A 20,166-nucleotide genomic window follows, 5' to 3' on the forward strand; every position below is an offset into this window, starting at 1 on the left:
GACAAATTTAAGTTATACTTGTTTATTTAAATACATGCGATCCATATATTATATACTTACATTATACCATCTAAACTTCCATTATTGTAAATTTGCATACACATTATATCATATTCATCTACATTTTTTAAGCTTGTTGTCATTTTTAGTTTATTTATTAATTTTACAAGGTTAAAAAACAATTATATTTTTATAATGTGCAAAACTTATAAAAAGTAAAAGCATCTAAATTAAAAATATAACTTAGATGCTTTTATATAAATTTTAATCTTCCATCTTCAACTTTTAATATTTTAGTACTTGCCAAACTCCTTATCGCTTAGTGCAATCTTAGGTTTATTTGATGAAAACGCTGCTTCTTTAAAAGATAAATTCATTTGTCCACTTTGCGGCTGTCTATTTTTATGTGAATTTACTTCTTTTCTAAATAAATTCATATTGACACCTCTAAGTTTGAATTTAGAAACCATATCTTTAAGAATTTCTGCCTGGCTTGAAAGTTCTTCACTTGCTGCTGCACTTTCTTCTGCTGTTGCTGAATTGGTCTGAACCACCTGTGATACTTGTTCAAGTCCTAAATTTATCTGAGAAATACCAGTATCCTGCTCATTAGAAGATGCTGCTATTTCTGCTATTAGAGTGGTTACCTTTGATACACCATCTACTATTTCATACAGAGCTTTTGCTGTATCATTTGCAATTTCAGTTCCTTTTTCAGCCTTATCTATTGAACCTTCAATAAGTGCTGTAGTTTCCTTAGCTGCATTTGCACTTCTTGCTGCAAGATTTCTTACTTCTTCAGCAACTACAGCAAAGCCTTTACCATGCTGACCTGCCCTTGCTGCTTCTACTGCTGCATTAAGTGCTAATATATTAGTTTGGAAAGCTATTTCATCTATTACTTTTATTATTTTTGAAATATTAGCTGAAGATTCATTTATCTCTGCCATGGATTTAAGCATTTCAGACATTGCTACATTGCCTTGTTCTGCATTCTCTTTTACCTTTAGAGATAACTGATTTGCTTCATTTGCATTAATAGCATTTTCTTTAGTTTGTGATGCAATTTCAGTTACAGAAGAAGTTAACTCTTCAATAGCACTAGCTTGTTCTGTAGCTCCTTGTGATAATGCTTGACTGCCATCTGAAACCTGACTAGAACCTGTGGATACCTGTTCTGAAGCAGTATTCATTTCACCAATTACATCATTTAAAGAATCTAATATTGTATTTAATGAATTAGAAATACTTACATAATCTCCTTTAAATTCTCTTACATGATCAATAGCAAGATTGCCCTCAGCTATTTGTTCTATAATACCTGATATTTCTTCAATGACATGCCTCAAATCTACAGCTGTACTATTTACAGATTGTGCTAATAGTAAAAATTCTCCTTTGTAATCTCCATTAACAGAAACATCTAAATTACCCTTTGAAATTTCACTCATAACATTAGTAACTTCTTTAATAGGTTTTACTACAGCTTCAACTAGATGATTTATGCCATCTACTATTTTCTTGAAATCTCCTCCATGTTTTTCAGCATCTGCTCTAGTATCTAATTTACCTTCAAGAGCTGCATTAGATAACATTGAAGCATCAGATATAAGTTCATCAACTGCACTTTTAACATCTTTTAAACTGTTATTTATTCCTTCAAACTGTTTATTAACTTCTGCAGTATACTTATCTGCTTCTTCAATATTAAGATCAAAGCTAGTGTTTCCTTGTGACAGTAATTTTAAGTTTTCTTCAAGCCTATTGACTTCATTTTTTGTATAATTACTAACCCTTATAATAGGCGTTAAATCTGTTACAACTTCAACATATCCAACATTTTCACCTTTTTTATTTTTTAAGTATGAAGTATCTTGTTTATTATTCATGCCGCACCAGTCAAAGAAGCTTTCTGGATTGCCTCTAAGTAACTGCTTTATTCCACATTTTTCAGTATTACAAATAGTAGCACCTGCATGACTACATGCTAGTCCATAACCTGACTTACGATCCCTAACAACTCCTTGTTCAATCATTAGCTTTTCAAAAGCTCTATTCATGTATGTCCAGTTCATATCATTATCCGTTACATGAATTGGGAAAGGAATTGCATCTATAATAGCCTCATACCATACAACCTTATCAACTACTGTATCTAAAGTTCCATTTATACCATCTATGACTTTTTTGAAATCACCATGATGTTTCACTGCTTCTGCCCTTGTCTCAAATCTACCCTCTATAGCCTCTTCTGCCAACATATTTACATCTTTTAATAATAAAGTTACATTATCTATACAGTTATTTAAACTATTCTTTATTTCATTAAAATCTCCTGAATAATCATCTGTTATCTTGGATGGTACATCACCTTTACCTATTCTATCTACATAGGTTGCTGCAACATTTAATGGTCCTATTACTGAATCAAGAGTAGAATTTACTCCTTCTACTATTTTTTTAAAGTCTCCATGATGTTTTTCAGCATCTGCTCTAGTATTTAATTTACCTTGAAGAGCTGCATCAGATAACATTGACGCATCAGCTGCAAGTCCATCAACTGCACTCTTAACATCTTTTAAGCTGTTATTTATTCCTTCAAACTGTTTATTAACTTCTACAGTATATTTATCTGCTTCCTTGATGTTAAAATCAAAATTAGTATTTCCCTTTGATAACAATTTTAAATTTTCTTCAAGTCTCTTAACTTCATTTTTTGTATAATCAGAAACTTTAATAATAGGTGTTAAATCTGTTACAACTTCAACATATCCAACATTTTCGCCCTTTTTATTTTTTAAATATGAGGTATCTTGTTTATTATTCATGCCGCACCAGTCAAAGAAGCTTTCTGCTTTACCTCTAAGCAGCTGCTTTATTCCACAATTTTCTGTATTACAAATATTGGCACCTGCATGACTGCACGCTAATCCATAACCTGAGTTACGCTCCCTAATAACTCCTTGTTCAATCATAAGCTTTTCAAAAGACTTATTCATATATGTCCATTTCATATCATTATCCGTTACATGAATTGGGAAAGGAATAGCATCTATAATAGCCTCATACCATACAACCTTATCAATTACTGTGTCTAAGGTTCCATTTACCCCTTCTATAACTTTCTTATAATCTCCTTGATGTCTGGATTCATTTGCTCTTACCTCAAATTTACCTTCCAAAGAAGCCTGTGATAACATATTTACATCTTGTACTAAAGATTTTATAGATTCTACAGTTTTCTTTAAAGCTGGAGATATTTCATCCTTTTTATTTTTTTCAATTATGTCCATACTCATATCTCCTTGAGAGATACTATTCATTACTCCAATAACCTTTGTTTGTAATTCATCTGCAAAATTATCCATTGCTTTAGATATTTGTCCTATTTCATCATTGGAATCTATTTTCACTCTTTCACTAAGATGTCCCTGGTCCATTTCTTGAATTACATATAATATTTTTTTAAGTGGAATTGCAATTGATCTTGAAATAAAAAATCCAATTAGCATGGACATTATAATGACAAAGATAATCATTCCAATCATTGTCATCATGGTTCTATTGACATCAACAGCACCATGATTTGAAGAAGGACTTAATTGATTAATAGCATAAATCCCACTCATTGTATACATTAATGCTACTACTATAAAACCAAACATCAATTTTGTACTAATTTTTAAATTAGAAAACCATTTCATTACTATACCTCCCTAATTTTTGCAAAATTTATTTTGTACTGTATTTTCAAGTGGTATATTTATAATTTATCAAGTTCCTATCATTGTTAACACTTCCTATCTTTAACTATTAAAAATGTTTTATGGAATTCCAGAGTATAATCATGCTAAAAGTATAAATTATATATCCTTAACTGACTTACTCAAAATTAAAAATTGATATTTTATGCTTAACTGGTAGGATAAGCCCTGATATGCATATTCAAAAGCTGTAATAAGTTTGAGATGATTTAAATAACAAAATTATATTTAAATACAATATTTTTTATTATTTACTTATATAGTATTTTTTCGATGCCTTTTTCATTTACTTTACTATTGTTTTTAAAAGATTATTGCATGTATTGAAATTAACTATTCAATATTTCTTTATTACGCAATATTCTGAATTATAATTATCTACTTACTATTATACTAAATTACAACAAAATTTCAACATTTACATTTTTATGTATTATATTAAGTTATTTTATCATTAACTTTGACAAATAATTGCTAATTATATTATAAAAAGCTTCAATGGGTTGATGTCACTTAGATATTTAGTAACGCTTATTAAAAAGCTTATCTACCCATTGAAGCAAAATTTATAAAACATAACAGAGCCTTTCAAAAATTTCCAATTAAAAAATCATATTTGTCAACAATTAATTTAAATTTTATCCAAATGATTTTCCTAATACTTTTTCAATAAATACATTTATAAGCTTTGGATCAAATTGAGTGCCTGCATTGGATTTTAATTCATTTATGGCAATTTTCTCTGATAAAGCCTTTCTATAGCTTCTCTCACTTGTCATTGCATCATAAGAATCAGCTATAGCTATAATTCTTGACTGAAGTGGTATTGCTTCTTTCATTAATCCTTTAGGATACCCACTTCCATCCCATCTTTCATGATGGTGCAATACATATTCAGACATTTCCGACATATGATTTACTGTACTGAGTATTCTATATCCTACTTCTGAGTGTTTTTTTATTTGTTCCCATTCTTCATCTGTAAGTTTTCCTTTTTTATTCAGGATGCATTCTCCTATTGCTATTTTACCTATATCATGAAGTAATCCAGCTATTTTAAGTTCTTCCATATCTCCCTTAGGCATACCTATAGCTTCTCCAAGCTGCTTACATAGTTCTGAAACCCTACGCGAATGTTCTTGTTCTCTTTTATTTTTTTCATATAAGGTACTAATTATAGTATTTATTGTCTTACTTCTCATGCTAGGACTTTCAAAAAGCTTTTTCTTATACATACTGTCTTCTGCAATTTTAAGTATCTCATCAATGGTTTCTTCAGTACTTTTTCTAGTTGCATATCCAAAAGAAACAGATATGTCAACTGATTCTACCTTTTCTTTTAATGCCATATCATTAATACCATTAATAATCTGTTCTGCTTCATCCATTTCAGTATTTGGCATTAAAATAACAAATTCATCTCCCCCTAGTCTAATAACAGAATCCTTATCCCTGCATCCTTTTATCATTATTTCTGCTACCTTCTTTATGAGCTTATCTCCTACAGCATGTCCAAAAGAATCATTTACCAGCTTTAATCCATTCATATCGGCCATAGCAACAGTTAACGGAATACTATTTTCATTATCTATTCGATTTAATTCTTCATCAAAATATCGCCTGTTATATAGACCTGTCAATTGATCATGATAACTTAAATATATAATATCTTCTTCTGATTTCTTACGTTTAGTAATGTCCATAAAAGTTATTACTGCACCAATAATTTTACCCTCACGATACTGCGGATAGGAGTAATATTCCACAGGAAAGCAAGTTCCATCTGATCTCCAAAGCACTTCATCATCTACATGTGTACACTCACCTTTAGTAAATGCATTAAAAACCTTACACTCATCCACAGGGGAGTTTGTTCCATCTGAATTTTTAGCATGGACTAACAAGTGCATATTTTTCCCAATTAATTCTTCTTCATTTTCATATCCAAGCATTCTTAAACAGCTGACATTGCAAAAAGTACAATTTCCATTTGTATCAATACCATATATAGCTTCAGCAGTAGAATCCAAAAGAAGACGTATGCTTCTCTCCTTATCTTTCAATATAATATTTGTTTTTTCTAATTCTGTTGTTCTTTCTTTCACCTTTTCCTCAAGTTTGTTTATAAGTATATATAATTGTTCTGCCATATTATTAAATGAACTTGATAATCTTCCAATTTCATCATTTTTGTAAATCTTTGCTCTGTAAGAAAAATCTCCTTTTGAAAACTTTTCTGTAGCATCTATTAAATTATAAATTGGTTTAAGCACATTTCCTGTACTTTTAATATATATTAATATTGATAAAATAAGAATAATAGTTGACAATAACATGAAGGCATTAATATTTGTTGACATTACAGCTGTAAATTGACTTTCAGGAAGGGAAGTTATAATTATCCAATCTATACCTTCTTTTTTATAATCAGTAAATGTAACATGAAATTTATCCTTTTTAGTATTTATTAAAAAATCACTTTTTAAACCCTTTTTATAATTTGCATAGGATTCTGTTATTGGCTTGTTACTAATTTCTTCAACATTTATTCTTTTTATTTTGTTATCTCCTAAATTTTTAAAATTAGGTTGTTCAACTGAATTTGCAACTAATTGTCCTGTGCTTCTCTCTAAAATGTAAATATCTGCATTTTTATTCTTAGCAATTTCCCTCAAATGATTGTTTATTTCTGAAAGAATAATATGTGTTCCTAAAACTCCTTGTAAAATACCATCTTTATCATAAATAGGATATGCTGCCGAAATAGCTAAATCATTCATTACAAAATGCTTATAAATTGGTGAAAATACTGATTTTTGTTTTTCTTTTGCAGCTTTATACCAATCTCTTGTACGTGGATCAAATTTTTCAGTTTCATCTACTAGTTTTCCCGAAGTTAAATCATTTGTAACAGAATAGTATCGTGATTTACCATCTGTTTCAGAATTATTTTCAATGATTTCAATTTGATTTTTATTATTTCTTCGTGCTCCATAGTATTCTCCATCTTCTGTACCATAGCTAAAGCTATATACCTGGTCGTTGCTTGACTTAATTACTCCTGAAAAATACCTTTCACGTTCTTTTTTATCTTTAAGATTTACTGTACCGCTTTGAATTAAATTATGATTTGTTTCATTAATATATAATGGATTGTTTATAAAATTCTCTACATTATTTAGTATATCTTTATTTGTATCATTATTAATTTTGGTAAGAATATTTTCTTTAGCCGATTTCCAACTGGAACCACCAAAGTAAGCTATTAAACTAAAGGTAATTATTATAAGTATAATAAATGAAATATTAATAGCAAATCTCATTGAATATTTCTTCTTTTCCACGTTTACCACCACCTTACATAGTAATGAAATTATTACACTTTATTTTCATATAATGAGAGATAATCATAATAAAAATCTATCCATGCAAAGAAACTTTTCGAAATATTTATAATTTTACATATTTTCTAACTTATCTATATTATATAACTTATACTTACAAATATCTATTTAAAATTTAAATAATACGCATAATACGACACAACTTTTCAGAGGACAATTGACAGAGGACAGAGGACAATGAATGTGAGTTTTTCTCCTTGCGTCAAAAAACTAATATAAATTTAAAGCTTGTTCTGATAATGCAAAATAATCTTTAAATTTATATTAGTCAGCAATGTTTCGGTTTAGCGAAACGAGTCATCAAAAATCTAATTAAAGATTTTTTGTAGTGTAACGGAGAAAAATCATCCTTCACTGTCCTCTGTCAATTGTCATCTGTCCTCTGAAAAAGTTGTGTAGCATTGTGCTTATTACATTAACTTAAAATTTTGCACGTACTAAAGTTGAATACTTAGTAATCATACTTACATACTTGAAATAATAAATGTTAATTTTCCATTGATTTCAAAATTGTTATAGCCAAATGGCAATATAAAATTATCACCTTTTTCTATTTTTTCATTATCTAAAGTTCCACTTCCATCTAATACAGTAACTAATGCAAAGGAACTCTTATATTCTAAATGTGCACCTTCATCTACATGAAATTTTACAGTTTTAAAATATTTTGAATTTACATATTCAGTTCTTGTATATCCATCCTTCTCTTCAACTAATGGAATTATGCTGCCTTTACATTCATCAGGTACTTTTATTACATCTATAGCCTTTTCTATATGAAGCTGTCTCTTTTCACCAGTCTTCTTGTCTACTCTATCATAATCATAAACACGATAAGTTACATCTGAAGATTGTTGTATTTCATATATAAGTGTATTCTTGCATATTGCATGAACTGTACCTGAAGTTATATAGAAAAAGTCTCCTCTTTTTATTTTATGGAAATTTAATAATTCCTTCCACTTTCCATTATAAATATAATCATGCAATTGTTCTTTTGTCTTTGCATTATGTCCATATTCTAATAAAGTATCTTCATTACAATCTATAACATACCATGCCTCTGTTTTTCCCATCTCTCCATTTTCCATGGAATTTGCATATTTATCATCTGGATGTACCTGTATTGATAAATCATTAGATGCATCTATCAACTTTACTAAAAGAGGAAATTCTTTATCTTCAATACCACCAAAATACTCTCTATGATTTTCATATAACCATGACAAAGTTTTTCCTTTAAATTCCCCATTTTTTATAGTACAATCACCATTTTTATGACCTGAAATAGCCCAGCATTCCCCTATCTGATCTGTTGGTAAATCATATCCAAAATATTCTTTTAGCCTGGTGCCTCCCCATACTCTGTCTTTAAAAATAGAATTTAATTTTATAATTTCTTTCATCTTTACATCCTCCTTGTAGCGTCAAAACTTAATCTAAATCACTTGTAAAAATATTACAATCACATACTTTGCATTCCATTTCAGTATACAATTTGTATTTAAAAATATCTATCTAAAATCTAAGCATTGAAAAATAAACTACTTTACTTTTGTATTAAATTGTTACTTTACCCTTCAATTTTCTAATTTTTTTATCTCTATACATAAGCTTGTCTATATAACTAATATACTCATCAGCAGTCATATGTTTATTAAAATCATAAAGTTCATAACCACAACTTAAATTTAATTCATAATCTAAACCTGAATTTTTATTATACTTATCTAAAGAATCATAAATTTTATTAATTATTTCTTCTACTTCTTGTTCACTATCCACATTAAGAAATAGAACAAATTCATCTCCACCATATCGAGTAATAAAATCCTCTTTCTTCAATATATCTTTAATTATATGCACTACATTTATTAAAGCATTATCTCCTTCATTATGGCCAAAAGTATCATTTATCTTCTTAAAATCATTGAGATCTATAAATGCTATTGAAAAATTTTTCGGTTTTTTCTGCTTAATTCTATAGTTTAAATAATTATAAAATTTCTCACGTGTCCACGCTCCAGTCAAATGGTCAATATGTATCATCTGCTGTTGTATATACAAATAAAGAATAATCAAAGCAAAGGCAATTGAACTCCACATAAGCAAAGGTCCATAAAACATTATCTGAATAAGGCTAGCTATTGATGGAAATACTCCAAACAAAAATAAAGGTAAAAATTCTATTCTACTAAGCTTATTTCTATTAGCATAAATAATTATAAAACCACAAAACAAATAGAAATACGATATAACAGGAGGAACAAAAAACAAAAAACCTCTTTGATATACATTAAAATTATTAATATAAAATTCTAATTTAAAAAATGGACTTAAAATCGCTAGAAGAGTATTTATAGCTATAGGCAATAAAAAGATTATGTTATTTTTCCATTTATAGTTTGTGTTTTTATTTATCCACAAGTTAGCAAAGACATACCACATATATGTAACTATAGGTCCTAATATGTATAAAAAAATATGTAGTATGGAACTTATAGGTATCAGCCATGTATAGGGCTGTCTATTTATTATGCAGGTTAATGTTTCATCAATGAGTTGTATAGTATTTATCATAAAAATAGCAACAAAAATTCTATTTTTTGTCTCCTTTTTATCAAGAGAATTTGTTATATTTTTCAAAAATATAATAGATACAACAATTGCAACAATATTGTTGTCTATTCTTAAAAATAAATTCAATATAATTCCACTCCAATCAAGGGATCCTTAGACTCAGGTAGAATTTGCTTATGAGGAATGCTTCTTTCCAGAGCAGAAGTTTATAAAATGCTATTTAGAGACTTTATCCTCTGAGTCTTAGAAGACCTTATCCATATGCATACCAGCCATTATATAACAACACAAGAACTTTAAACTTCAAAATTCCTAATATCCGCCAATTAAATAATATAGCAATCTTACGAATGATAGTCATTGGATAAATAAACTTACACATTATGGTATTCAATGCTACACTATATATGTCTTATTTTATCATGTTTTTTTAATATTTCAATGTGTCATTTTGAATGAAAATAGTTTTATGGTTTATTTTGGATTAATCATTAGTAATATGGATAATTGGACGATAAAATAAATAACAGTAAAAAAATAAGGGGGTAATTATTAAATGGATATTACAGGAGTTAAAAGTATTAACACATCAATTTACACTGCTAAAAATGATACTAAAAAAACAGACAGCAAAAGTAGTGATTCTGAAAAAACTGAAGATAAGGCACAAAATTTAGGAACTGATAAGTTTGTTAAATCCACAGAAAGTAATACAGAACCTTCAACTTACAAACCAACAAAGCAAAAACTTTCTACAGATGAAATTGCAGCTCTAAAGGAAAATGAGCAAAATTCTAAAGCAGAGCTTATAAAAAAATTTATAAATGATACAATATCTAATCAAAATAAACTTCTTGGAAAATCTACTGAAAGTGGAGTCCCTGGAATGTCAAAGACAACTTCAGACCTGCTTACTAAAATATTTGGGTCTATAGAAAATGCATATCCACCACTAGCAACAACCCCAGAAGGTGCTCAAAAGGCAATATCAGAAGGAGGACCATATTCTGTAAATGCAGTAGCAGATCGTATTATGACTATGGCAAAAGCTCTAGCTGGAGATGATCCTAACAAACTACAGCAAATGAGAACTGCAGTGGAAAAAGGCTTTAAAGAAGCAGGATTTGATTTTAAAAAAGCAACAAATAGTGATTTACCTCAAATTTGCCAGGATACCTGCAAAGAAGTCATGAGAAGATTTGATGAATTACAAAGCAAAGCTAGTAGTACCAACGATACTACTAAATCTGATACTAAGGATAGTAAAGATTCCAAATAAGCATAATTCAAAGCAAGGTGCAGTGAAAGTTTGGATTTTAACTTTTATTCCGTGATATATGGTAAGTGGGTCATCACGGCTAAATGTATTAAGCAGAGAGCCAAAATCTACGATTTTGTGCGAATCGCTTACTCCTCTGAGGAAACGAAGAGGAGTTTCCAATTTAAAATAAAGCTCGAAGATTTGGAAAACCTAAGAACTTTGTCAAACTCGGTTCCCTCAAACAGGACTAAAGTTCTAAGGCTTTCCAAATCTTCGGGCTAAGAATAATATTAAAACAATTTAGCTAATGTGATGACCCACTTACCATATATCACTTCATAAAGGTTAAAATTCAAACTAGTAACTTCAAGCATACAAATGCAATTACATTGTCATAGCTAATTTTATTTTTAATGCAATGAATAATCAATAAGTTTGCTACGTTTTTTTATTGAGAGCTAAATAATAATGTACTATAAGCAATTTTTCATATTAGAATTACAATAGTTACTACACAACTTTTTAGGTGGAGGGAGCTTTGAATATATGGTGTATAAAAGCTTTTGAGAGAATTTAGGAGGTCTTATGTCTAAAATTCAAAAAATCTCGTAATTTGAATCAGGACGATTCAAGCCGCGAAAGTCCCAGGACGGGACATTTGAGCGGGTAGAGATTTTTTAAATTTTAGGCATTAGAGCTCCTTAATAAACGGTTGGCTTTTATACACCATATATTCAATGCGGACTCCACCTAAAAAGTTGTGTCGCAATATTTTTAAATTGCAAAATATAAGCTGCACTAAATTAGTATTCGCATTACCAAACTGCTATTTGCCCATCTGTTCTTCTCTCAGTTCCACCACATAACACATTATTATCATCCTTAAGTATTATTTCTCCTCTTCCAAACAAGCCACTTTGAAGTTCTATTTGTACATCGTGGCCTTTCCTTGCTAGCTCTTTTGCTAGATTCTTAGAACATTCATGTTCAAGCAGTATCTTCTTATCTAAAATCCACTGCCATCTTGGTGCATCAAGTGCTTCTTGAGGATTCATATGAAAATCTATCATATTCATAACTACTTGTACATGTCCTTGAGGCTGCATAAAACCTCCCATAACTCCAAATGGACCAACAGGCTTATGATTTCTTGTTATAAATCCTGGAATAATAGTGTTATATGGACGCTTTCTACTTCCAACACAATTGATATTCATAGGATCAGTTGAAAAACAATTACCACGGTTAGCTAGTGCTATTCCAGTATCTGGTACTACCAAACCAGAACCAAAGTCCATGTAATTACTTTGAATAAAGGAGACCATATTACCTTCCCCATCTGCTGTACATAAATAGACTGTGCCACCTTTTAAATTTCTCATTTTTTTATTAGGTTCAGGTATAATAGCAGCATCCTGTATAAGCTTTCTTCTTTCATTTCCATATTCATCTGACAAAAACTTTTCTATTTCTATATTAGCTTTATCCCCAACTATATCTTGAGCATCTGCAAAGGCTATTTTTATTGCCTCCAATTGTTTATGATAGGTTTCTGCACTTTCTCTTTCTTTAAATTCATATCCTTTTAATATGTTTAATGCCATTAAAGGTACAATGCCCTGTCCATTTGGAGGCAGTTCCCATATGTCATATCCTTTATAATTAATACTTATTGGCTGTACCCATTCAGGCTTAAAAAGCTGTAAATCTTCTTTTCTTATATAACCACCATATTTTCTTGAAAAAACATCTATTTTTTCTGCTATTTCTCCATTATAAAATTCATCTCCATTAGTTTCTGCAATACTCTTTAAAGTTTTTGCATGATATGGAAGCTTCATAATTTCACCAGCGTGAGGTGACCTACCATCTATTGTAAAAGTTTTAAACCAATATTTAAATTCATCTCCTTTACAAGCTGAATAGTTACCTACAGCATATTTCCAAAACTCAGATGTACCAGGTGCAACTGGATAACCATTTTCAGCATAATAAATGGCTGGTTTTAACACTTCTGTAAGTGGCAATTTTCCAAACCTTTTGGATAACTCACACCATGCTTTAGGAATACCCGGTACAGTAACAGGAAACCAGCCATATTTAGGAACTTTATCATATCCCCTTTTATTTAATTCATCTAATGATATTCCTTTAGGTGATGGACCACTTGAATTTAACCCATACATTTTGTTATCAATCCATACAATTGCAAATGCATCACCACCAAATCCATTTGCTGTAGGCTCCACCACTGTTAAACATGCAGCAGTAGCTATGGCAGCATCAACTGCATTTCCACCTTTTTTTAATATTTCAAGACCTGCCTGTGCAGCAAGCGGTTGTCCAGTAGCAACCATTCCTCTATTTCCATATATTACATTCCTGTTGGATGGATACCGATAACTTAGAGCATCATAATCCATTTTTTATTCCCCCTTTGTTAAACCAAATTTACATCATGTCTATTAAATGTAATTCTAATATATTTCATACTGTATAAATATAAACATTCTACATAAATGTCAGATTTCCTTGAAAATATTTGAAAAATTGTATTTTCATAATATAAATTGCTATTATCCTATACTAATATATATAGTCTATATTAAAATCGTATATTACAAAAACAAAGCATCTTTTAGGATGTCTTTTTTATACACTGTACCCACTTACAAATTACCTCTTGTAATATTTCACGCAAACCTTAAATTCCTTTATTTTAAATGCCTGACAGCTTATTTTTTTGAGTAAAAATTTTTTAAATTTCTAGTAAATTAAAAAGAAAGCTACATATTATTAAATATATATAGCTTTCTTAATTCGTTGTATAATGATATTTAAACTTAGCTTTGTTTCAAAAGGAAAAACATTAAGATTTATTAAGATTTTTCTTAGGTAATTCAATATTAAAACCAATTATATTACCACTACATTCTGCCCAAATTCTTCCTCCATGGAGCTCTATAATTTTCTTTGAAATAGGAAGTCCTAGCCCAGAGCCTTCAATTTCAGCATTTCTAGATTTATCAATTCTATACATTTCATCAAATATTTTCATCAAATCATCTTCACCTATATTATCACTTTCATTAATAAAAGAAAGTCTAATATTCTGATCTTCTTCCCACATTCTGATTATAAAAGTTGAATTTCTATAACTATATTTTTCAACATTTTTTATCAAATTCTCAATAACTCTAATAAACTTCTGCACATCAATTTCACACACTAATTCATTTTTAGTGCATTCAATTTTGGCCTCTATATTTTTTTCAGATAAAAATAAAATATGCTCCCCTAATATCTGATTTACTAAAACAGCTATATTAAATGGAACTTTATCTAATTTTATATAATTATTTGAAAGCTTTGTATATTCAAAAAGCTCATCAATTAATTTTTTTAAATCTTTACTTTTTTTATAAGCTACTTCTAAAAACTCCTGTTGATCTTTTTCTAAAGCCCCCTTTTTATCATTAAGAAGTTCTAAATACCCAATTATAGATGTTAAAGGCGTTTTTAAGTCATGTGAAACGGCCACAATTAATTCATTTTTAGCTTCTTCCTGCTTCTTCTCTTTTTCATAATTTTCTTTAAGCCTTTCAGACATGATATTTATGTCTTTAGCTAACTGAGCAATTTCATCACTGCCTTTTACATTTATAGGATTTAAATATTTTTGAGTTTTTATATTAGTCACACTTTTACTTATATATTTCAAATACCTCATTCTTCCATTAATTCCAATGAGAAAAATAGTTACAAAAATTATTAATTCTAGTATAAAAGCTGGAATTGCTATATAAGGTCCATATTTAGCAAAAAAATCGGGTTTTAAGTTATATATACCAACTATTTTGCCTAATATACTTGCAAAAAGCACGAGAGCAAGATAACTAAGTATCATATCAATAGGAATCAAAATCAATAGTTTGACTCCTATCTTATTCATTATTATTTTCTTCATATTTTATATCCAACTCCCCAAACAGTCTTTACATACTTTGGTCTTTTAGGATCTATCTCGATTTTTTGTCTAAGATTCGTTATATGAACCACAATGGAAGTGTCCGATACTACAAATTCTTCTTTCCAAATAATCTCATATAATTTCTGAACTGAAAATACCATGCCTCTGTTCCTAGCCAAACATTCTAATATATCAAATTCCTTTGGTGTAAGCTTAACTTTATCACCTCTCACTGTAACTTCGTGAGTATCAAAATTAATAGTTAAATCTTCAATAGTAACAATACTGCTATTTTGGGGTTCCACATTAAACTTTTTATACCTTCTAAGCTGAGCTTTTACTCTAGCTATAAGCTCCATAGAACCAAAAGGTTTAGAAACATAATCATCAGCACCTACTGTTAACCCTTGTATTTTATCAATTTCTTCGTCTTTTGCTGATAAAAATATTATGGGCATGGTATAGTTTTCTCTAATTTTTATACAGGCACTTATACCATCTAAAATTGGCATCATAACATCCAAAATAACTAAATCAAAGTCATTTTCATTAATCATAACTAATGCTTCAGCTCCATTAGAGGCCTCCAAAATATTATATCCTTCATTTTCAAGATAAACCTTGATTAAATTACGAATATTCTTATCATCATCTACAACTAAAATATTTATATTCATACACACATTCCTTTTCCATGATTAATTATCCTTTTTAAATAATCAACAAATTTTCCATCTAAAGACTATAGCTTTAATAGAAATATGTTTTGTTTATTCATTATAATATATCTGAATCTTACCATGCAAATACCACTAAACTCTCCTATTCTCAAAATTGAAAAAACAAAAATACTTTTGTCTAGTTTTTACACTTTAAAACATAAGCCGGTGGTAGATTTAAAAGTACCTTTTTTATTTTTATTTTATCAAAATATGTTCTAAAAAGCTTCATTTTAAATAAAGTATATTGAAAAGTTATAAACTCTCCTTTGTCTTTTAATATTTCTTTTGTAACTGATAATATTTTTCTGCTCATATCATGTGGTAAGCTTGCAAATGGAAGACCTGAAACTATATAGTCAACCTTATCAATACTATACTTATCTAAATATTCTTTCAAGTTCTCTGCTGAATCATTTATAAGTATGAAATTTGTCTTATCTTTAAACTTGTCTTTTAGAATTTTATAAAAATCCACATTATATTCTATAACTATAAATATGGTGCTATCCTTCTTTCTATTTAATATTTTTTCTGTAAAAACCCCTGTCCCTGGTCCATATTCAACAATGCAGGAAGCATTTAAAAAATCAATGTCCTCAACCATTCTATATGCTAATTTCTCCGAGCTCGGTGCTATGGCTCCCACTGTTTTTGGATTTCTTATATATTGTTTTATAAAATTACTAATTTCCATTTTATCTTCCCCCTATGTTAATATAAGACAAGTATAAAATGGAAATATTAAGCTTTTACACAAAAAAATATTAAGAATTCTTAAGAATTTTAAATTTCTACTAAATAAAAAAGAGACACTAACTATAAGTGTCTCTAAATAAACTTTTCTGTTTTTATTTGTATAAGCAGAGATATGCTGTTTCTTCTTCTACCTTTACTCCAAATTTTTTATTTGCTGCTACAGTAAAAGTTTCATTTTGTTTAAATTGCTTCCACTCTTCACTTTCTGGAAGCTTTATCATCATACTTCCACTGGTTACTGTCATAATTTCTATAGTTGAGGTCCCAAATTCATATTCCCCTATTGCCATAACTCCTATGGTTGCAGGACCTTCTGCTGTATTAAATGCTACAGACTTCACTTTTCCTTCAAAGTATTCATTTGTTTTAAACATAAGCTTTCTCCTCTACACACATCAAAATATTTAAAGTAGCTTTTTCAATTAATAATTAAACGTAATTTTACTTTGACATTTCCTTAGATTTTTTTGTGCAGCTCTTCATAGCAGCCATAACTGCAGCTCTTAAGCCTTTTTCCTCCAACACTTCTACTGCTTCTATAGTAGTTCCTCCTGGAGAACAAACCATATCTTTTAGTGCTCCTGGATGCATTCCTGTTTCTAAAACCATTTTTGCTGAACCAAGTACTGATTGTGCTGCAAATTTATAAGCTTGAGCTCTTGGCATGCCATCTAGTACAGCTGCATCTGCCATGGCTTCAATGAACATATATACATAAGCTGGTGATGAACCACTTACTGATGTTACAGCATCCATTAATTTTTCAGGTATTATTTCCGCTTTACCAAAGCTTTCAAAAATACTAACTATTTCTCCTATTTCTTCTTTAGTTACCACTTCATTTGGACACAATGCAGCCATTCCTTCTCCTACTAAAGCTGGAGTATTTGGCATTACTCTAACTACCTTTAGCTTTCTTCCAAAAGCTTCTTCAGTACCACTTATAACCTTTCCTGCTGCAATTGTCACTATTATTACATCTTCCTTTACCTTATCTTTTATTTGTTCAATTACCACTGGATATAAATTAGGCTTTATTGACAAAATTAAAATATCAGAAACTTTAGCTACTTCATTATTATCTGTAGTAGTTTTTATGCCATATTTTTCTGCACATGCTTCTAAACTCTTTTCATTCAAATCTCCTACTATTACACTATCTGGGGAAGATATATTTGCTTTAATTATTCCACCTATCATTGCTCCCCCCATATTTCCACAACCTATAAAACCTATAACTTTATTCATAACTTATTTTTAGTAAGAAAACATACTATAATGTCAATTTCCTACTAAAATTCACTTCCTTTCCCAATTATATTAAACTAGCAAACAGCACAACCATCAAATGATTGTTCAGTTCTTTCTATTATCTCTCCTTGTAATACCTTGTCAAGATTATTAAAATAATCACTGTATCCTGCAACACGAACTATAAGATCTCTATAGTCATCAGGATTTTTTTGAGCTGCCAAAAGGGTTTCTCTACTTACTATATTAAACTGAATATGATGTCCATCTAGTGTAAAATATGATCTTACCAAGCTTGCCAAATTATTTAATCCTTCTTCTCCTTGTACTACACTTGGATCAAATTTCTGATTTAATAAAGTTCCTCCAGTTCTCAAATGATCCATCTTGGATGCTGATTTAACTACTGCTGTAGGTCCATTTACATCTGCACCCTTTTCAGGTGAAATACCTTCTGAAACTGGAACATGAGCTTTTCTTCCATTAGCACTAGCTCCCATAACTGAACCAAAGTAAACATGACATGTGGTTGGAAGCATATCTATTCTATGAACTCCACCTCTTCCATTTTTTCTGCCATTTACTTCATTATAGTAAGCATCAAATATTGTTCTCATTACACCATCTGCATAATCATCATCATTGCCATATTTAGGAGTCTTATTCTTCACTAAATTTAAAATATCTTCATGTCCTTCAAAGTCATTCTTTAATGCTTCCATTAATTCCTTCATAGTTATATTCTTTTTATCAAACACCTGATATTTTATAGCTGATAAGCTGTCAGTAATAGTTCCTATACCAACTCCCTGAATGTAGCTGGTATTATATCTTGCACCGCCTGCATTATAATCCTTTCCCTTTGAAATACAATCATCTGTTATTATAGAAAGGAATGGAACTGGCATTAATGTAGCATATAGCTTTTCAATTACCCTGTTACCTTTAACTTTTATATCGATAAAGTGCTTAAGCTGTTTCTTAAAAGCATCAAATATTTGTTCATAACTTTCAAATTTTGTAACGTCTCCTGTTTCAATGCCAAGCTTTTTACCTGTCATTATATCAATACCATTATTTAATGTTATTTCAAGTATCTTTGGAAGATTAAAGTATCCAGTTAAAATATAAGCTTCTTTACCAAAGGCTCCTGCTTCAACACATCCGCTAGTTCCTCCGGATCTAGCATCCTCTATAGTTTTACCTGCTCTAACTAACTCTTGAACTACAGCATCAGCATTAAACATTGATGGTTGACCCCATCCTTTTCTTGAAACTTCGCAAGCTCTCTTCACAAATTTTTGTGGACTCTTCTTACTTATCTGTACATTAGAGCTTGGTTGTAATAATCTCATTTCATCTATTATATCAAGTAAAAGATAACTTACATCATTAACCCCGTCCAAGCCATCTGGTCTTACTCCACCTACATTAATGTTGGCAAAATCCGTATAGGTTCCACTTTCCTTTAAAGTTACTCCAACCTTAGGAGGTGCTGGTTGATTATTAAATTTAACCCAGAAGCACTGTAACAATTCTTCTGCCTTTTCACGAGTTAAAGTACCTTCTTCCACTTCCTTTTCATAAAATGGAATTAAATGTTGATCTAATCTTCCTGGATTATAAGCATCCCATGGATTTAATTCTGATATAACACATAAATGAGCAAACCAATACATCTGGAGAGCTTCTCTAAAGTTTTTTGGAGCATTTGCTGGTACATTACTACATATTTCTGAAATCTCCAAAAGTTCTTTTTTCCTTTGCTCATTCTTTTCATTTTGTGCTAATTCTTTAGCATACTCTGAATAGCGCTTACCTAAAATCATTATTGCATCACAAGCTATGCTCATAGCTTCCAATTGATTTTTCTTATCTAAAGCTTCATCATCCTCATAATAATCAAGCTTTGAAATAGCCTCTTCAATATCCTTTTTAAAATCTAAAAATCCCTTCTTATATATCTTTCCATCTCCTGCAGTATGGCCTGGACCCCTTTGTTCCATAAATTCTGTAAATAATCCTGCTGCATAGCAATCCTTCCATTCTTCAGACATACTGTTTAAAATTTTATATCTCATAGATCTTTCTTTCCAATATGGAATTATAACTTCTTCTTGTATCTTTTTAGCTTCTTCATCTACCTTGAAGGATATCTTTTCTCTCATGTCCATTATGTCAAAATCCTCTAGAGTATGACAACAAAGTTCTGGATAAGTTGAAGTTGCTGCAGGTTCTTCTCCTCTTTCTCCAACTATTAATTCTCCATCATTAATATAAAGTTTTTTCTTGCTCATTAGTTCTTTTAAAACCAATGCTCTAAGTACTGGAATAGACACTTTACCTTCATATTTTTTGTAAACTTCACTTTCAATTTGTGCTCTCTCCATAGAAATACGTGGAACTGCATTTAAACTCTGCTGTCTTAATTTTTTTACTCTTTCAGTGATCATAATTA

At 29.9% G+C, this 20,166-nt stretch carries 12 protein-coding genes; 1 reads left to right on the plus strand and 11 read right to left on the minus strand.

The annotated features are described in order from the left end of the window. Positions 1 to 293 precede the first annotated feature (293 nt). From Ccar_RS09765 to Ccar_RS09780, 4 genes are all read right to left on the minus strand, one after another. Positions 294 to 3,704, minus strand: coding sequence for a methyl-accepting chemotaxis protein (locus Ccar_RS09765; RefSeq protein WP_007059704.1), 3,411 nt, complete (start codon positions 3,702 to 3,704; stop codon positions 294 to 296). A 698-nt stretch (positions 3,705 to 4,402) separates the two neighbouring features. After that, on the minus strand, positions 4,403 to 7,108 hold the full coding sequence (locus Ccar_RS09770) for an HD domain-containing phosphohydrolase (RefSeq protein ID WP_007064611.1): 2,706 nt from the start codon (positions 7,106 to 7,108) through the stop codon (positions 4,403 to 4,405). A gap of 524 nt (positions 7,109 to 7,632) precedes the next feature. Next, entirely contained in the window at positions 7,633 to 8,574 is a 942-nt protein-coding gene (gene manA / locus Ccar_RS09775) for a mannose-6-phosphate isomerase, class I (RefSeq protein WP_007059701.1), read from the minus strand. 154 nt (positions 8,575 to 8,728) lie between these two features. After that, positions 8,729 to 9,874: a GGDEF domain-containing protein gene (locus Ccar_RS09780; RefSeq protein WP_048030047.1), complete on the minus strand. Its 1,146-nt coding sequence runs from the start codon at positions 9,872 to 9,874 to the stop codon at positions 8,729 to 8,731. A gap of 430 nt (positions 9,875 to 10,304) precedes the next feature. On the opposite strand from Ccar_RS09780, the gene Ccar_RS09785 reads away from it, so the two are divergent. Beyond that, entirely contained in the window at positions 10,305 to 11,027 is a 723-nt protein-coding gene (locus tag Ccar_RS09785) for a hypothetical protein (RefSeq protein WP_007059698.1), read from the plus strand. 797 nt (positions 11,028 to 11,824) lie between these two features. On the opposite strand, the gene Ccar_RS09790 is transcribed toward Ccar_RS09785, so the two are convergent. From Ccar_RS09790 to hypD, 7 genes are all read right to left on the minus strand, one after another. Continuing rightward, positions 11,825 to 13,432, minus strand: a complete 1,608-nt coding sequence (locus Ccar_RS09790; RefSeq protein ID WP_007059697.1) for a gamma-glutamyltransferase family protein — start codon at positions 13,430 to 13,432, stop codon at positions 11,825 to 11,827. 446 nt (positions 13,433 to 13,878) lie between these two features. After that, complete coding sequence (locus Ccar_RS09795) at positions 13,879 to 14,976, minus strand: HAMP domain-containing sensor histidine kinase (protein ID WP_007059696.1); 1,098 nt, start codon at positions 14,974 to 14,976, stop codon at positions 13,879 to 13,881. Further along, positions 14,973 to 15,656 carry a response regulator transcription factor gene (locus Ccar_RS09800; protein WP_007059695.1) on the minus strand — a complete coding sequence of 228 codons (684 nt, stop codon included), beginning with the start codon at positions 15,654 to 15,656 and terminating at the stop codon, positions 14,973 to 14,975. Before Ccar_RS09800 ends, Ccar_RS09795 begins: the two co-directional genes overlap by 4 nt. A gap of 181 nt (positions 15,657 to 15,837) precedes the next feature. Beyond that, a complete protein-coding gene (locus Ccar_RS09805; RefSeq protein WP_007059694.1) occupies positions 15,838 to 16,395 on the minus strand; it encodes a class I SAM-dependent methyltransferase in 558 nt (185 codons plus the stop codon). 154 nt (positions 16,396 to 16,549) lie between these two features. Beyond that, positions 16,550 to 16,831 (minus strand): pyrimidine/purine nucleoside phosphorylase, encoded by a 282-nt coding sequence (gene ppnP / locus Ccar_RS09810; protein WP_007059693.1) that lies wholly within the window; start codon positions 16,829 to 16,831, stop codon positions 16,550 to 16,552. A 67-nt stretch (positions 16,832 to 16,898) separates the two neighbouring features. Continuing rightward, complete coding sequence (gene proC, locus Ccar_RS09815) at positions 16,899 to 17,705, minus strand: pyrroline-5-carboxylate reductase (RefSeq protein ID WP_007059692.1); 807 nt, start codon at positions 17,703 to 17,705, stop codon at positions 16,899 to 16,901. A gap of 77 nt (positions 17,706 to 17,782) precedes the next feature. After that, positions 17,783 to 20,161, minus strand: coding sequence for a trans-4-hydroxy-L-proline dehydratase (hypD, locus tag Ccar_RS09820; protein WP_007059691.1), 2,379 nt, complete (start codon positions 20,159 to 20,161; stop codon positions 17,783 to 17,785). Positions 20,162 to 20,166: the final 5 nt, after the last annotated feature.

This window comes from Clostridium carboxidivorans P7 (assembly GCF_001038625.1).
In the GTDB taxonomy this organism is placed as follows: domain Bacteria; phylum Bacillota; class Clostridia; order Clostridiales; family Clostridiaceae; genus Clostridium_AM; species Clostridium_AM carboxidivorans.

Coding starts and splice junctions, on each gene's coding strand:
- Ccar_RS09765 (WP_007059704.1), bottom strand. CDS start 3,704: ATGAAATGGTTTTCTAATTTAAAAATTAGTACAAAATTGATGTTTGGT.
- manA (WP_007059701.1), bottom strand. CDS start 8,574: ATGAAAGAAATTATAAAATTAAATTCTATTTTTAAAGACAGAGTATGG.
- Ccar_RS09785 (WP_007059698.1), top strand. CDS start 10,305: ATGGATATTACAGGAGTTAAAAGTATTAACACATCAATTTACACTGCT.
- Ccar_RS09790 (WP_007059697.1), bottom strand. CDS start 13,432: ATGGATTATGATGCTCTAAGTTATCGGTATCCATCCAACAGGAATGTA.
- Ccar_RS09795 (WP_007059696.1), bottom strand. CDS start 14,976: ATGAAGAAAATAATAATGAATAAGATAGGAGTCAAACTATTGATTTTG.
- Ccar_RS09800 (WP_007059695.1), bottom strand. CDS start 15,656: ATGAATATAAATATTTTAGTTGTAGATGATGATAAGAATATTCGTAAT.
- Ccar_RS09805 (WP_007059694.1), bottom strand. CDS start 16,395: ATGGAAATTAGTAATTTTATAAAACAATATATAAGAAATCCAAAAACA.
- ppnP (WP_007059693.1), bottom strand. CDS start 16,831: ATGTTTAAAACAAATGAATACTTTGAAGGAAAAGTGAAGTCTGTAGCA.
- proC (WP_007059692.1), bottom strand. CDS start 17,705: ATGAATAAAGTTATAGGTTTTATAGGTTGTGGAAATATGGGGGGAGCA.
- hypD (WP_007059691.1), bottom strand. CDS start 20,161: ATGATCACTGAAAGAGTAAAAAAATTAAGACAGCAGAGTTTAAATGCA.